The sequence below is a fragment of the Pantoea sp. CFCC18177 genome (assembly GCF_059412425.1).
In genome coordinates, this window is record NZ_JBNBPL010000006.1 from 66552 (window position 1) to 82072 (window position 15521).

At 53.8% G+C, this 15521-nt stretch carries 12 protein-coding genes; 5 read left to right on the forward strand and 7 right to left on the reverse strand.

The features are described from left to right. The first annotated feature begins 191 nt into the window (after nt 1–191). The 4 genes from carA (at nt 192) to folA (ending at nt 6731) form a co-directional block, all read left to right on the forward strand. On the forward strand, nt 192–1340 hold the full coding sequence (gene carA, locus ACPUC8_RS08170) for a glutamine-hydrolyzing carbamoyl-phosphate synthase small subunit (RefSeq protein WP_039329402.1): 1149 nt from the start codon (nt 192–194) through the stop codon (nt 1338–1340). Between the two features lie 13 nt (nt 1341–1353). Next, entirely contained in the window at nt 1354–4578 is a 3225-nt protein-coding gene (gene carB / locus ACPUC8_RS08175; protein ID WP_494926015.1) for a carbamoyl-phosphate synthase large subunit, read from the forward strand. A gap of 240 nt (nt 4579–4818) precedes the next feature. Continuing rightward, a complete protein-coding gene (locus ACPUC8_RS08180; protein ID WP_039329398.1) occupies nt 4819–5961 on the forward strand; it encodes a porin in 1143 nt (380 codons plus the stop codon). 287 nt (nt 5962–6248) lie between these two features. Beyond that, complete coding sequence (folA, locus tag ACPUC8_RS08185; protein ID WP_494926016.1) at nt 6249–6731, forward strand: type 3 dihydrofolate reductase; 483 nt, start codon at nt 6249–6251, stop codon at nt 6729–6731. A 149-nt stretch (nt 6732–6880) separates the two neighbouring features. On the opposite strand, the gene apaH is transcribed toward folA, so the two are convergent. Genes apaH through lptD form a run of 6 tightly spaced genes read right to left on the reverse strand, consistent with a single transcriptional unit; the run spans nt 6881 to nt 13711 of the window. Then, nucleotides 6881–7750 carry a bis(5'-nucleosyl)-tetraphosphatase (symmetrical) ApaH gene (gene apaH / locus ACPUC8_RS08190; RefSeq protein WP_039329395.1) on the reverse strand — a complete coding sequence of 290 codons (870 nt, stop codon included), beginning with the start codon at nt 7748–7750 and terminating at the stop codon, nt 6881–6883. A gap of 51 nt (nt 7751–7801) precedes the next feature. Further along, nucleotides 7802–8179, reverse strand: coding sequence for a Co2+/Mg2+ efflux facilitator ApaG/CorD (gene apaG / locus ACPUC8_RS08195; RefSeq protein ID WP_039329393.1), 378 nt, complete (start codon nt 8177–8179; stop codon nt 7802–7804). A gap of 4 nt (nt 8180–8183) precedes the next feature. After that, nucleotides 8184–9008: a 16S rRNA (adenine(1518)-N(6)/adenine(1519)-N(6))-dimethyltransferase RsmA gene (rsmA, locus tag ACPUC8_RS08200; protein WP_058971227.1), complete on the reverse strand. Its 825-nt coding sequence runs from the start codon at nt 9006–9008 to the stop codon at nt 8184–8186. Continuing rightward, complete coding sequence (pdxA, locus tag ACPUC8_RS08205; RefSeq protein WP_494926017.1) at nt 9001–9993, reverse strand: 4-hydroxythreonine-4-phosphate dehydrogenase PdxA; 993 nt, start codon at nt 9991–9993, stop codon at nt 9001–9003. The genes rsmA and pdxA overlap by 8 nt, the downstream gene beginning before the upstream one ends. Then, nucleotides 9983–11278: a peptidylprolyl isomerase SurA gene (gene surA, locus ACPUC8_RS08210; protein WP_494926018.1), complete on the reverse strand. Its 1296-nt coding sequence runs from the start codon at nt 11276–11278 to the stop codon at nt 9983–9985. Before surA ends, pdxA begins: the two co-directional genes overlap by 11 nt. A 54-nt stretch (nt 11279–11332) precedes the next feature. Continuing rightward, on the reverse strand, nt 11333–13711 hold the full coding sequence (lptD, locus tag ACPUC8_RS08215) for an LPS assembly protein LptD (RefSeq protein WP_494926019.1): 2379 nt from the start codon (nt 13709–13711) through the stop codon (nt 11333–11335). 181 nt (nt 13712–13892) lie between these two features. On the opposite strand from lptD, the gene djlA reads away from it, so the two are divergent. Continuing rightward, nucleotides 13893–14705, forward strand: coding sequence for a co-chaperone DjlA (gene djlA, locus ACPUC8_RS08220; protein ID WP_039329384.1), 813 nt, complete (start codon nt 13893–13895; stop codon nt 14703–14705). 145 nt (nt 14706–14850) lie between these two features. Here djlA and rluA read toward each other — a convergent pair whose 3' ends face one another. Then, on the reverse strand, nt 14851–15510 hold the full coding sequence (gene rluA / locus ACPUC8_RS08225) for a bifunctional tRNA pseudouridine(32) synthase/23S rRNA pseudouridine(746) synthase RluA (RefSeq protein ID WP_494926020.1): 660 nt from the start codon (nt 15508–15510) through the stop codon (nt 14851–14853). Nucleotides 15511–15521 lie beyond the last annotated feature (11 nt).

A 15521-nucleotide genomic window follows, 5' to 3' on the forward strand; every position in this document is an offset into this window, starting at 1 on the left:
TCAGTTTTTAACATTCAAGTGCGCTAAAAATACAAAAAAATAACCACTCAGGGTAGACAAGCTGCAGGTCGATCATTAGAATGCGCGCAATTTGCCAAAATTCGAGCAGTCAGGCGGATTTTGCATTGATTCGGGCATGTATTTTGAATTAATATGCAAATATTGTGACTGTTTATTCCCTGGAGGATGTTTTGATTAAGTCAGCGCTCTTGGTTCTGGAAGACGGAACCCAATTCCACGGTCGGGCCATCGGGGCAACGGGGTCGGCAGTGGGGGAAGTCGTTTTCAATACGTCAATGACTGGTTATCAAGAAATCCTCACTGATCCTTCCTATTCCCGCCAAATCGTTACCCTTACTTATCCCCATATCGGCAATGTTGGCGTTAACGCCGCCGATGAAGAATCCAGCCAAATCCATGCTCAAGGCCTTGTCATTCGCGACCTGCCGCTGATCACCAGCAACTTCCGTAGTGAAGAGAGCCTGTCAGCTTACTTGCAGCGCAATAACATTGTGGGCATCGCCGATATTGATACGCGCAAACTGACCCGTTTGCTGCGTGAGAAGGGCGCACAGAGTGGCTGCATCATTGCAGGGGATAACCCAGACGCCGCACTGGCGCTACAAAAGGCACAGGCGTTCCCGGGTTTGAAAGGCATGGATCTGGCAAAAGAAGTGACCACCGCGGAAACCTACGCGTGGCAACAGGGTAGCTGGACGCTGGAAGGTGATCTGCCAGAGCAGAAAACTGCCGCAGAGCTGCCATTCCATGTTGTTGCTTATGACTTTGGTGCGAAGCGCAACATTCTGCGCATGCTGGTGGATCGCGGCTGCCGCCTGACGGTTGTCCCAGCGAAAACCAGCGCTGAAGAGGTGCTGGCACTCAATCCCGATGGCATCTTCTTGTCAAACGGCCCGGGTGACCCGGAACCGTGCGATTACGCCATCAACGCCATTCAGGCGTTCCTGAAAACCGATATTCCCGTGTTCGGTATTTGCCTCGGCCATCAGCTGTTGGCGCTGGCCAGCGGTGCTAAGACCATTAAGATGAAGCTTGGTCATCACGGCGGCAACCATCCGGTGAAAGACCTGGATAACAACACGGTGATGATTACCGCGCAGAACCATGGTTTTGCCGTTGATGACAGCCAGTTGCCGGCGAATCTGCGTGTTACGCATGTGTCGCTGTTCGACCAGACTGTGCAAGGTATTCATCGCACCGATAAACCGGCCTTTAGCTTCCAGGGACACCCCGAAGCGAGCCCAGGCCCGCACGATGCGGCGCCGCTGTTCGATCACTTTATCGAACTGATCGAAGCTTACCGTTCTAACGCGAAGTAATCAGGAGCCCACGATGCCAAAACGTACAGACATAAAATCCATCCTGATCCTTGGCGCTGGCCCGATCGTTATCGGCCAGGCATGTGAATTCGACTACTCCGGTGCGCAGGCCTGTAAAGCGCTGCGTGAAGAGGGTTACCGCGTCATTCTGGTCAACTCCAACCCGGCTACCATCATGACCGACCCGGAAATGGCCGATGCGACCTACATCGAGCCAATTCACTGGGAAGTGGTGCGCAAAATCATCGAAAAAGAGCGCCCGGATGCAGTGCTGCCAACTATGGGCGGTCAGACCGCGCTGAACTGCGCGCTGGAGCTGGAGCGTCAGGGTGTACTGGAAGAGTTCGGTGTCACCATGATTGGTGCCACCGCAGACGCCATTGATAAAGCCGAAGACCGTCGCCGTTTCGACGTTGCGATGAAGAGCATCGGTTTGGACACCGCGCGTTCAGGTATCGCACATACCATGGAAGAAGCGCTGGCCGTGGCTGAAGATGTTGGCTTCCCTTGCATCATCCGTCCTTCCTTTACTATGGGCGGCACCGGCGGCGGTATCGCTTATAACCGTGAAGAGTTTGAAGAGATTTGTGAGCGCGGCCTTGACCTGTCGCCGACCAATGAGCTGCTGATTGATGAGTCGCTGATTGGCTGGAAAGAGTACGAGATGGAAGTGGTGCGTGATAAAAACGACAACTGCATCATCGTCTGCTCCATCGAAAACTTCGATGCGATGGGTATCCACACCGGTGACTCCATCACCGTGGCGCCAGCACAAACCCTGACGGACAAAGAGTACCAAATCATGCGTAACGCCTCGCTGGCGGTACTGCGTGAAATCGGTGTGGAAACCGGTGGTTCAAACGTGCAGTTCTCGGTGAACCCGAAAGATGGTCGCCTGATTGTTATCGAGATGAACCCGCGTGTTTCACGCTCATCAGCGCTGGCGTCTAAAGCCACCGGCTTCCCGATTGCAAAAGTGGCGGCGAAACTGGCGGTAGGCTTCACGCTCGACGAGTTGATGAACGATATCACGGGTGGTCGTACCCCAGCGTCGTTCGAGCCTTCAATCGATTATGTTGTTACCAAGCTTCCTCGCTTCAACTTCGAGAAATTTGCGGGCGCGAATGACCGTCTGACCACGCAGATGAAGTCGGTGGGTGAAGTGATGGCGATTGGCCGTACTTTCCAGGAGTCAATGCAGAAAGCACTGCGTGGTCTGGAAGTCGGTGCGAACGGTTTCGACCCGAAAGTGGATCTGGATGACGCAGAAGCCTTGACCCGTATCCGCCGCGAGCTGAAAGATGCCGGTTCTGACCGCATCTGGTACATCGCGGATGCATTCCGTGCGGGTATGTCTGTGGATGGCGTGTTCAACCTGACCAACATTGACCGCTGGTTCCTGGTGCAAATCGAAGAGCTGGTGCGTCTGGAAGAGCAGGTTGCCCGTGAAGGTGTGAACTCACTGAACGCTGATTTCCTGCGTGCTCTGAAGCGCAAAGGCTTTGCTGACGTGCGTCTGGCAAACCTGGCGGGCGTCGCTGAGAGCGAAATCCGCAAACTGCGTCAGCAGTTCAACCTGCATCCGGTTTACAAACGCGTGGATACCTGTGCGGCGGAATTCTCAACCGATACCGCGTACATGTACTCAACCTATGAAGAAGAGTGTGAAGCCAATCCAAACCAGGATCGTGACAAAATCATGATTCTGGGTGGCGGTCCAAACCGTATCGGCCAGGGTATCGAGTTCGACTACTGCTGCGTACATGCGGCGCTGGCGCTGCGCGAAGACGGTTACGAAACCATTATGGTGAACTGTAACCCGGAAACCGTATCGACGGACTATGACACCTCAGACCGTCTGTACTTCGAGCCGGTAACGCTGGAAGACGTGCTGGAAATTGTGCGCATTGAGAAGCCAAAAGGCGTGATCGTGCAGTACGGTGGTCAGACTCCACTGAAGCTGGCGCGTGCGCTGGAAGCAGCCGGTGTGCCAGTGATTGGTACCAGCCCGGATGCGATTGACCGTGCCGAAGACCGTGAACGTTTCCAGCAGGCGGTTGATCGCCTGAGCCTGAAGCAACCGGCTAACGCCACCGTTGCTACCCTGGAACAAGCGGTAGAGAAAGCGGCCGGTATCGGCTATCCGCTGGTGGTACGTCCTTCCTATGTATTGGGCGGCCGCGCGATGGAAATCGTTTACGATGAAAACGACCTGAAGCGTTACTTCCAGACCGCCGTCTCTGTGTCTAACGATGCGCCGGTACTGCTGGACCGCTTCCTGGATGATGCGGTGGAAGTCGACGTTGACGCAATTTGCGACGGTGAGCGCGTGCTGATTGGCGGCATCATGGAGCACATCGAACAAGCGGGTGTTCACTCTGGTGACTCTGCCTGTTCACTGCCGGCTTACACCTTAAGCACTGATATTCAGAACGTCATGCGTCAGCAGGTGGAGAAACTGGCCTTTGAGCTGAACGTGCGCGGTCTGATGAACGTGCAGTTTGCGGTGAAAGACAACGAAGTTTACCTGATTGAGGTGAACCCACGTGCCGCGCGTACCGTGCCGTTTGTGTCAAAAGCCACGGGTGTACCGCTGGCGAAAGTGGCCGCACGCGTGATGGCAGGCAAAACGCTGGCCGAGCAGGGCGTAACGGAAGAGGTGATTCCACCTTACTACTCTGTTAAAGAAGTGGTACTGCCGTTCAACAAGTTCCAGGGTGTTGACCCTATCCTTGGCCCAGAGATGCGCTCTACTGGTGAGGTAATGGGCGTTGGTCGTACCTTCGCTGAAGCCTTCGCCAAAGCGATGCTGGGTGCGCAGAGCAATATGAAGAAAACCGGTCGTGCCCTGCTGTCAGTGCGCGAAGGTGATAAGAAGCGTATTGTTGACCTGGCCGCTAAGTTGCAGAAGTTTGGCTTCGAGTTAGATGCCACGCACGGTACCGCCGTGGTGCTGGGCGAAGCGGGCATCAACCCACGTCTGGTGAACAAGGTGCATGAAGGCCGTCCACATATCCAGGACCGCCTGAAGAACGGTGAATACACCTACATCGTGAACACCACCGCAGGACGTCAGGCGATTGAAGATTCAAAACTGATTCGCCGCAGTGCGCTGCAATATAAGGTGCACTATGACACCACGTTGAACGGTGGATTCGCTACAGCCATGGCGCTGAACGCTGACCCAACCGAGAAAGTGATTTCTGTGCAGGAAATGCACGCGCAAATCAAAGGTTAATCCCGCGATTGACCTGAATAAAACGGCCCTAAAAGGGCCGTTTTTTTTCGCCTGTTTTCCCCTGGTTGAATATCGTTATGTGTTAAAAATCTATTGATTTGACATAGTTTTTATCAGTTGATGCGATAGCGGTTACACCTCGGATTATTCGCACAAATTTATAAATAAGATCCCGGGCAGCGCACCGTACTATTTCGCACGCTCATTAATAGAGCGCTCACCTTAACTGGGATATAAAAAATGAAAATGCGTGCTTTCACCCTCAGTGCAGTGGCTGCATTGTTAGTTGCTGCTCCTCTCGCCAGCCAGGCGGAAATTACCCTGCTCAAGCAGGATCCGCAGGCGGGCGATCCACTCAGCCGTCTTGATTTCAAAGTGGGCGGCAGTATTCGTCCACAGTTCCAGCATCAGGCGGGTGTGAACGACAAGTCTTACAAGCGTAATGGCTTTGATGGCGGTTCACGTTTCCGTTTCTCTGCTGATTACTACCTGTTTGATGACATCAGCTGGGTCAGCTACTACGAGCTGGGTGTGAACTTCCCGGCATGGTGGGGCTGGGATAACCACTATGCAGATGGCGCTCACAACACCACGCGTCGTCAGCTGTATACCGGTCTGAAAAGCAAAACCTGGGGTCAGCTGACCTTTGGACAGCAGAACAGCATTTACTATGATGTGGTTGGCGCGAAGACCGATATCTGGGACTACGACATGCTGGCCCAGGCACCAGGCAACGGTATCAACGGCGACTACGACGGTTCTTATCGCTCACGTAAGATGCTGAAGTACAAAAACACCTTCGGCGATGTAGATGTTTATGCGTCATACCTGTTTGAAGATAACAACTACCTGCCAGGTAACGGCCTGCGCTACAAGCGTAAAGGCGGCGGCTCACTGGGCGTGAACTATCACATCACCAAAGATCTGGCATGGGGCACCGCGTGGAACTACACGCGTGCTGATATCCACAACCCAGGCACTGGCGAAAGCAAAGATTACGACCAGAACATCTATGGCACCGCGCTGAGCTGGACGCCAGATAACTGGACGCTGTCTGCAGGCGGCGGCTGGTATCAGAACTTCTCACCAACCAAACGTAACACCGTGAATAACTACTTCGCGGATGATGCGTGGGGCGTGGAATACTTCGCGGGTTACAAGTTCCCAATCGGCCAGTATGCGGTTAAATCTATCCAGCCATACTTCATGGGCGACCGTCTGGAATTCGTCAACGGACGTAACTACAAGCGTATCGATAACGGCGTAGGTATCAGCACCAAGCTGGACTACGGCTTCCAGATTGATTACGAATATGTGATTACCTCCAGCACCGATAAATCACTGGGTAACATGAACCTGGTGCGTGTGCGCTACGACTTCTAATCGTGGTTTTAACGGCTCCTGCGGGAGCCGTTTTTCTTTGTCGCATAGAGTGCGATTTTCTTTACACTCCATCCCATCAATCCCTGTTTTCACCCTGAATTGTGCCGCTTCGCCGAACTATTCTGGCGCCTCTTCCCAGATATGCTGCGAAACTCGGTGTAAAACTCTGTCCAATAACAAAAATGCGGTGGCATAGGAGCTTTACGCAAATAGCGGGGTCGGCCTATCGACGAAACTTTCGCCTTTACGTATGATGGCGCCAATTTTTTTCCTGTAGGTCTTTTAACATGATTAGTCTCATCGCGGCACTGGCAGCCGATCGCATTATTGGTATGGAAAACGCCATGCCATGGAACCTGCCAGCAGATTTGGCGTGGTTTAAACGTCATACGCTGGATAAGCCGGTGATTATGGGTCGCCTGACCTTTGAATCCATTGGACGCCCATTACCGGGTCGTCTGAATATTGTGGTCAGCAGCCAGCCGGGGACGCATGAAGGCGTCACTTGGGTCACTTCACTGGATGAGGCGGTTAAAGCTGCCGGCGACGTCGAGGAGATAATGGTGATCGGTGGCGGCCGCATTTATGAACAGATGCTGGCACGTGCGGATCGTCTGTATCTGACCCATATTGATGCGGAAGTAGAAGGCGATACCCAATTCCCGGATTACGAGCCGGATGAGTGGCAGTCTACCTTTAGTGAATTCCACGATGCGGATGCGCAGAATTCACACAGCTACTGCTTTGAGATTCTGGACCGCCGCCGCTAATTTTGCCTGGTGCGCATCAATGCGCACCCTACAAAGGCCGTGCTGCGTCTGCCTTGATGCGCACCCTACGAAGGTCGTGCAGCGTCATCGTAGGGGCGCCATTTATGGCGACCGATAAAAAGCCCCGCTCAACTGGCGGGGCTTTTTACTTACTGCGCGTCACTGAGTGGTGGATGTGCGCTGACTGCGCTTTCTGCCATCGCCTGCACGCGATTCGATTGCTGCACGTGATACTGCATGGTTTCCCAATGCAACAAGGTCAGCGTGCCGCCCCAGCAGCAACCGGTATCGAGGCCAATCACATGGCTTGGCGTGCCTTTACCTTCCAGTGAAGCCCAGTGACCAAAAATTTGCGTATATTCACTGCCAATCTTGCCGGGAACATTGAACCAGGGTTTGAGTGGCGGTGGGGCAGAGTTCGGCGCTTCTTTACAGATCATATCCAGCTGACCGTTGGGGAAACAGAAGCGCATGCGTGTCAGCGCATTGGTGCTGAATCGCAGGCGTGCCAGACCCGTCAGTTCCGGTGTCCAGTTGTTTGGCATGTCGCCATACATTGCATCCAGGAACAGGGGGTAGGTATCGCTGGAAAGCACCGCTTCCACTTCAGCCGCGCACAGTTTCGCGGTATCGAGATCCCATTGCGGCGTGATGCCCGCATGCGCCATCAATAGCTTCTTTTCTTCGTCAACCTGCAGCAGCGGCTGGCGACGCAACCAGTTAATCAGTTCATCCGCATCGGCAGCCTCTAACAACGGCGTCAGGCGATCTTTCGGCTTGTTACGGCTGATGCCCGCATAAACAGCCAGCAGGTGCAGATCGTGATTGCCCAGCACCAGGCGCACGCAATCTCCCAGCGATTTCACGTAGCGTAAGACGTCCAGCGAACCCGGTCCGCGCGCGACTAAGTCGCCCGTTAGCCACAGCTCATCTTGCTGTGGATCGAAATCAACGCGCGCCAACAGCGCACGTAATTCGTCATAACAGCCGTGGATATCGCCAATCAGGTATGTGCTCATTACGTCAGTCCGATCAAAACGCGCCGCCCGGACTGGCCGGGCGGAGGAGGATTAATGAATGTGGGTTTGTATTGCGAGTCGGAACACCGGAATCTCGACGTGGAACTCTTCGCCTTCTTCGTCGATCATCACATAGTGACCTTGCATGGTGCCCATTGGTGTTTCAAGCACCGCACCGCTGGTGTATTGGAACTCTCCGCCAGCAGCAATGTGCGGTTGCTCGCCTACCACGCCTTCACCTTGTACTTCCGTCTCGCGACCGTTGCCATTGGTGATTAGCCAGTAGCGGCTCTGCAACTGCACGCTGTTACGCCCCAGATTGCGAATGGTGATGGTGTAGGCAAACACGTAGCGATCCTCGTCGGGCAAGGATTGCGATTCCACATATTGGCTCAATACATGGACACAGACGCGGGCCAATTCACTCATACACTCAGCTCTCCGGCGTTTCAGCCTGATGGTTACCCAGCCAGTTGGCCAGTTGGCAATACTGCGCCACGGTGACATTTTCTGCACGCAGCGAGGCATCAATATCGAGTTGATCCAGCGCACCGGCCGCAAACATATGTGCGAGACTGTTACGCAGAGTTTTACGACGTTTACCGAACGCTTCCGTGGTAATACGGCTCAGCAGACGAATATCGCTGACCGGATGCGGTGGCTGTGCATAAGGCATCAAACGTACCACGGCGGAATCCACTTTAGGTGGTGGGGTAAAGGATTCAGGTGGCACTTCCAGCACCGGAATAACCTGGCAGTAATATTGCGCCATCACGCTCAGACGACCATAGGCTTTGCTGCCTGGTCCGGCAACTAAACGGTTAACCACTTCTTTCTGCAGCATGAAGTGCATGTCTTTAATCGAACCAGTATAGCTGAAAAGGTGGAACATCAGCGGCGTGGAGATATTGTAAGGCAGATTGCCGAACACTCGCAGCGGCTGACCTTTCTCCTGCGCCAGAGCGGAGAAATCAAAGGTCATCGCATCTTGCTGATAGATGGTCAGCTTAGGGCCGAGGAACGGATGGGTCTGCAAACGCGCGGCCAGGTCGCGGTCCAGCTCAACAACGGTCAATGCATCGAGACGTTCGCCGACGGGCTCCGTTAAGGCGCCAAGGCCGGGACCAATCTCCACGATAGCTTCTCCCTTCTGCGGGTGAATAGCGGAGACAATGCTGTCGATAATGTACTGATCGTTCAGGAAGTTTTGCCCGAAACGTTTACGGGCGTAGTGCCCCTGGTGGACGCGATTATTCATTACTGCTCTTGATCATAGTGATGGCGAGATTAAGCGCCGTGATAAAGCTGCCCGGTTCTGCCTTGCCCTGGCCGGCTAATTCAAGCGCGGTGCCGTGGTCGACAGAGGTCCGGATAAAGGGCAGGCCAAGGGTGATATTCACCGCACGACCAAACCCCTGAAATTTTAGCACCGGTAAGCCCTGATCGTGATACATCGCCAGGACGGCATCGGCATGTTGCAAATATTTCGGCTGGAACAAGGTATCCGCTGGCAAAGGGCCAGTGAGCTGAATGCCTTGCTGACGCAGTTCGTCGAGCGCCGGAATAATGGTATCAATTTCTTCGCGACCCATGTGACCACTTTCGCCAGCATGAGGGTTTAAGCCGCAAACGAAGATGTGTGGCTGCGCTAAGCCAAATTTCTGCTGCAAATCCTGATGCAGAATGGTGATTACTTCATGCAGGCTGTCGCGGGTGATGGCATCGGAGACATCTTTTAATGGCAGATGGGTGGTCGCCAAAGCAACGCGTAACTCTTCCGTTGCCAGCATCATCACCACGCGGTCTCCGCCTGCGCGATCGGCAAAGAATTCGGTATGGCCGGTAAACGGAATGCCGGCATCATTGATCACACCTTTATGGACCGGACCGGTGATCAGCGCAGCGAACTCGCCATTCAGGCAGCCATCACAGGCACGTGCCAGCGTCTCCAGCACATAGTGACCGTTTGCGACGGTGAGCTCACCGGGCGTCACGGGTTGAGCGGTATCGACCTGCAACAGCGTTAACGTACCCGCCTGCTGCGGTTGCGCGGCTACACCAGCTTGGTAATCACGCAGCGTTAACGGCAAGCCGAGTTGGCTGGCGCGTTGGCGGAGCAGATTACCGTCGGCACACACCACCAGCTCAACTGGCCAGTCAAGCTGGGCCAGTTGAACGGTGAGATCAGGACCAATCCCGGCGGGTTCGCCGGGCGTGATCACCACACGATAGTTACTGGCCATTGCCATCCAGAATTTTCACGTAAGCACTGGCGCGCTGTTCCTGCATCCAGGTCTGTGCTTCTTCAGCAAATTTACGGTTGAACAACAGGCGATAAGCACGCTCTTTCTGCGCTGCATCGGTTTTGTCCACCTGGCGGGTATCCAGCAGCTGAATCAAGTGCCAGCCGAAGGATGAGTGTACTGGCTCGCTGATCTGGCCTTTCTGCAACTTCAGCAGTGCATCACGGAATGCCGGATCGTAGATTTCTGGGGTTGCCCAGCCGAGATCGCCACCCTGGTTAGCCGAACCGGGATCGTCAGAGAACTGTTTTGCTGCGGCGGCAAAGGTGGTTTTACCACTTTTGATATCAGCAGCGATCTGCTCGATCTTCGCCTGTGCCTGCGCGTCAGTCAGAATCGGTGACGGCTTCAGCAGAATGTGACGCGCATGAACTTCGGTCACCGAGATATTTTTACTCTCGCCGCGCAGATCGTTCACTTTCAGGATGTGGAAGCCCACGCCTGAACGAATTGGGCCAACAATGTCGCCTTTCTTCGACGTGCTCAGTGCCTGCGAGAACAGGGTTGGCAGCTCTTCAATTTTTGCCCAACCCATGTTGCCACCTTTCAGCGCTTGTGGATCAGCAGAGTAGGTGACAGCCAGTTTACCGAAGTCGGCACCGCCTTTCAGTTGTCCCACCAGCTGACGCGCCAGCGCTTCCTGATCGTCCACCTGCTGTTGGGTTGGATTTTCGGGCAGCGGCAGCAAGATCTGGCTGACATTCAGCTCCGTACCCTGGGCGTTTTGTGAACCAACCTGAGCGGCGAGCGCATCAACTTCCTGTGGCAGGATGGTCACACGACGGCGCACTTCGTTGTTACGCACTTCAGAAATCAGCATCTCCTGGCGAATCTGCGCACGGTAAGCATTGTAATTCATACCGTCATAGGCGAGGCGGCTGCGCAGCTGATCCATGGTCATCTTATTCTGTGCGGCAATGTTCTGGATCGCCTGATCCAGCTGCTGATCGCTGACCTGCAGGCCGGCTTTTTCACCCATCTGAAGAATGATGGCATCCATGACCTGACGCTCAAGGATCTGATGACGCAAGGTTTTGTCATCAGGTAACTGCTGATGTGCCTGCTGCGCCTGTGATTTCACGGTGCGCATCATGTTATCAACGTCACTTTCCAGCACCACACCGTTGTTCACGACTGCGGCAACTTTATCAACCTCTTGTGGGGCTGCGAACGCAGTGTTAGCGGTAATCGCTACACCAAGAATCAGCATTCTCCAGTTCTTCATACTTTATCCATTGTTGTTTCCGCACTGCGGGATAGCCTGTCAAACATCACAACATCAGAAAGCGCGCTGGTAAGGGATGATGCCCTGACGCAGCATTTCATTGGTGCCTAAGCCATAGTTAGAACTCAGACCACGTAGCTCAATGTTGAATGAGATTTGGTTGTCGTACTTACTGTCGTTGTTTTCCCAACCGTTGATCTTGCGCTCGTACCCCAAACGAATGGCATAGCAGCACGAGCTGTACTGCAGGCCGATAAGCTGCTCAGCCGGACGACTGTTGCGGGTATCGTAGTAATAGCCCCCCACCAGTGACCAGGCATCGGCAATCGGCCAGCTCCCGGTCGCGCCTACTTGTGAAATCCCGTTTTTATAAATCGGGTTAGTCAGCAAGCTGGAGTTGTTCAGGGCCTGAGCAACATACTCCGGACTGCTGTAACGGTAGCTTAACTGCACCATACGATCGGCATCCTGGCGATATTCCAGAATGGCGTTGCCTTGAGCGACGTTATCGAGGCGGGTGTCATATTGCAGCCCGCCGCGCGCGCCCCAGCGATCGCTGATTTTCCAGTACGTATCGCCAGCCCACACCAGGCTGCCGGTATCATCTTCGTCACTTGTCTGGTTTACGCCGGTACGAGACGGGGTAAACGAGTAGATTTGACCTACGGAAACGTTAAAACGTTCAACCAGATCGTTATCATAAATTCGTGTGGTCAAACCGGTTGATACTTCGTTAGCCGAAGCGATGCGGTCCAGACCACTGTAAGTACGATCGCGGAACAAACCGGTGTAGTCCGTTTGCAGCAGGGTGGAGTCGTATGGATAGATATTGCTCTGGTTGCGATACGGAATGTAAAGGTACTGAACACGCGGCTCCAGGGTTTGCGTGTAGCCCGGCTCCCAATCCATATTGCGGTCAAATACCAGACGTCCATCCACTTTGAACTGTGGCATGGTGCGGTTCACCGAGCTGTCCAACCGATTACCGGTGCTGTCTACGCCCGAGATTTCGTTATTGTTATAACGATCGATATTGTCCTGCTGGTAGTGCGTTGCAAGGAATTTGGCTTCGGTATCCAGGCTTGCCCAGCCATTCGATAGCGGCAGATTCAGCGTTGGCTCAATGTGAAGACGGGTGGCTTCCGGCATTTTGCTGTTCACGTTAGTGAATTTCACTGCCTGTGCGTAAATGCGGCCATCAAACGGACCAATATCGTTTTGATAAGCGTTGAGATCCAGCTGTGGCATCGCACGATACACGTTGGTGGAATCCGTGGTGCCAAAGACCTGGAAGTCTTTGGTCGACAACGTCGCATCCCAGTTGGTATCGGCATAGCCAAAGCTAAATTTCTGCGTCGCATAACCGTCGGTAGAGCTGTAATACTTCGAGTCGAGATCGTTGAAGTAGTAAGGATCGCTCACCTTGGTATAGTTAGCGTTGAAGCGCCAGTGCTGCTCATAAACGCCCGCATGCTGCCAATAGAACAGCCAGCGATCGGAGCTGTCATTCTCGGCGATTCCACGCACCGCTTTGTCGTTGTCGTACTGCTTATCAGAAGGCAGATAATCCAGTTCCATCAAACCGGCACCGAACACGGTTAGATAGCGGAATTCATTCTGCAGTTGCAGACCACGTTTACTCATGTAATGCGGCGTAATGGTGGCATCTGCCTGCGGCGCGATGTTCCAGTAATACGGCAGCATGAACTCGAAGCCATTGTTGCTGCCGTACTTCGCGTTGGGGATCAGGAAACCAGAACGACGGCGATCGCCAATCGGTAACTGCAGATACGGGCTGTAGAATACCGGGACATTGCCGAGTTTGAAGCGCGCATTCCAGATTTCGGCCACTTCTTCCTGGCGATCCTGGATCACTTCGGAGCCAACCACACTCCAGCTGTTGGAACCCGGCAAGCACGATGTAAAGCTGCCGTTTTCCAGAATGGTATAGCGGTTATCACCGCGCAGTTTCATCTGATCGGCGACGCCACGCCCCTGACGGCCGACCATTTGATAGTCACCGTTCCAGACGTTGGTGTCTTTAGTATTAAGATTGGACCATGCTTTCGGACCTTTCAGGATGACCTGATTGTCGTCATAGTGCACATTACCCAGCGCATCGACTGTACGTACTGGCGTGGTTTGCCCATCCTGCTGGCGCTGATGCAGTTGCATCTCATCGGCGCGTAAGCGGCTATTGCCCTGCTGCACGTCAACATTGCCAGTAAAAACCGCGTCATTCGGGTAGTTACCCTTGGCCGAGTCAGAGTGAATGGTGACAGGCAACGAATTGGTATCGCCACTGACCAGTGGACGGTTGTAGCTCGGCACGCCCAGCATACACTGCGACATAAGGTCGTCGGCGAACGTCTGCTGACTGTAGAGCGCTGCACCAATCATGGTTGCCAGCAGGGTAGGTATCTGTTTTTTCATACGCGGTTCGGGATTTCCATGAGAACGGGCATCATGCCGACAATCGGCTCAGAGACTAACTTACTGCCCGGCGTTGTGCCAGTGTTAATCCTTGTCTGATCGCGTTGCTGTTAGGCACTGAAGTAAATGAAAGGTATGATAATGCAATTTTCAGCCGCAAGCATGGCGAATTGAGGAGTTTATGCGCTACTGGGGAAAAGTTATTGGTCTGGCTCTCGGCTTACTTTCCGGGGCAGGCTTTTGGGGCATTGTACTGGGTCTGCTCATTGGCCATATGTTTGACAAGGTGCGCAGTGTAAAAGGACAGGGTTATTTCGCCAACAATCAGGCGCGACAAACGCTGTTTTTCAGTACCACTTTTCAAGTGATGGGCCATTTGACCAAGTCAAAAGGACGCGTCACCGAAGCTGATATTCAGATTGCTTCTTTATTTATGGATCGTATGCAGTTGCATGGCGATGCACGCGTGGCTGCCCAAAGGGCATTCCGCGAAGGCAAGCAGAGCGACTATCCGTTGCGGAATAAATTGCGTGAGCTGCGTAGCGCCTGTTTTGGCCGTTTCGACCTGATTAGGATGTTTCTGGAAATTCAGATTCAGGCAGCGTTCGCCGATGGATCGCTGCATCCCAACGAGCGTCAGGTGCTGTATGTGATCGCTGAAGAGCTGGGTATTTCGCGCACTCAATTTGATCAGTTCCTGCGCATGATGGAAGGCGGGCAACAGTTTGGCGGCGGTGGTTCGTCTTACGGCGGTGCCTATCAGCAGGCGAAACGTGGGCCAACGTTAGAGGATGCCTGTAGCGTGCTCGGCGTGAAGAGCAGTGACGACAGCACCACCATCAAACGGGCTTACCGCAAACTGATGAGCGAGCACCACCCGGATAAACTGGTGGCGAAAGGATTGCCTCCGGAAATGATGGAGATGGCGAAGCAGAAAGCGCAGGAGATTCAGGCGGCTTATGATCTGATTCGTAAGGAAAAGGGGTTTAAGTAGGGCTTTTTTCCCCTCACCCTGGCCCTCTCCCGCAAGCGGGCGAGAGGGCTGATCGAGCGAATTTCTATTAAAGCTTCAGACTGACACATCACACTGTACGTCACCTTCTCCCGCTTGCGGGAGAAGGCTGGGATAAGGGAAGCCGTTAAAAATCCGCTGGCTGCTTAAACGTCATGCTATTGCCGAAGGCCGGATGGGTGATCGTCAGGGACTCCGCATGTAACTGCAAACGCTCGGCCATGGCTAATGCCTCTTCGTGGGCATAAAAACGATCGCCCAGAATCGGATGGCCCAGTGCCAGCAAATGCACGCGCAGTTGATGCGAGCGTCCGGTAATCGGCTTAAGCCGCACGCGAGCACTGTTTCCTGCCTCATACTCCAGCACCTGATACTCGGTCTGCGCGGCTTTACCATTCTTAAAGCAGACCATCTGCTTTGGCCGATTTGGCCAGTCACAAATTAAGGGTAGGTCAATCAAACCCTCTTCAGCAGCAGGATGGCCCCAGATGCGGGCCACATAGTACTTAGAAGGCTCCCGCTCACGGAACTGACGCTTTAGCTCTCGCTCCGCCGCTTTATTCAGCGCCACTACGATCACACCGCTGGTCGCCATATCCAGTCGATGTACCGATTCCGCCTGAGGAAAATCACGCTGGATGCGCGTCATCACGCTGTCCTTATGCTCCTCAAGCCGGCCCGGCACGGACAACAAGCCACTTGGCTTGTTCACCACCATAATATGCTCGTCCTGATACAGAATATGTAACCAGGGTTCCAGCGGCGGATTGTAGGCTTCCATCAACATGTCGTAATGAC

Excerpts from the sequence above, each read along its gene's own strand:
- rsmA (WP_058971227.1), bottom strand. The coding sequence starts at position 9,008 with ATGAATAATCGCGTCCACCAGGGGCACTACGCCCGTAAACGTTTCGGG.
- rluA (WP_494926020.1), bottom strand. The coding sequence starts at position 15,510 with ATGTTGATGGAAGCCTACAATCCGCCGCTGGAACCCTGGTTACATATT.
- folA (WP_494926016.1), top strand. The coding sequence starts at position 6,249 with ATGATTAGTCTCATCGCGGCACTGGCAGCCGATCGCATTATTGGTATG.
- ACPUC8_RS08180 (WP_039329398.1), top strand. The coding sequence starts at position 4,819 with ATGAAAATGCGTGCTTTCACCCTCAGTGCAGTGGCTGCATTGTTAGTT.
- surA (WP_494926018.1), bottom strand. The coding sequence starts at position 11,278 with ATGAAGAACTGGAGAATGCTGATTCTTGGTGTAGCGATTACCGCTAAC.
- carB (WP_494926015.1), top strand. The coding sequence starts at position 1,354 with ATGCCAAAACGTACAGACATAAAATCCATCCTGATCCTTGGCGCTGGC.
- apaG (WP_039329393.1), bottom strand. The coding sequence starts at position 8,179 with ATGAGTGAATTGGCCCGCGTCTGTGTCCATGTATTGAGCCAATATGTG.
- pdxA (WP_494926017.1), bottom strand. The coding sequence starts at position 9,993 with ATGGCCAGTAACTATCGTGTGGTGATCACGCCCGGCGAACCCGCCGGG.
- djlA (WP_039329384.1), top strand. The coding sequence starts at position 13,893 with ATGCGCTACTGGGGAAAAGTTATTGGTCTGGCTCTCGGCTTACTTTCC.
- apaH (WP_039329395.1), bottom strand. The coding sequence starts at position 7,750 with ATGAGCACATACCTGATTGGCGATATCCACGGCTGTTATGACGAATTA.
- lptD (WP_494926019.1), bottom strand. The coding sequence starts at position 13,711 with ATGAAAAAACAGATACCTACCCTGCTGGCAACCATGATTGGTGCAGCG.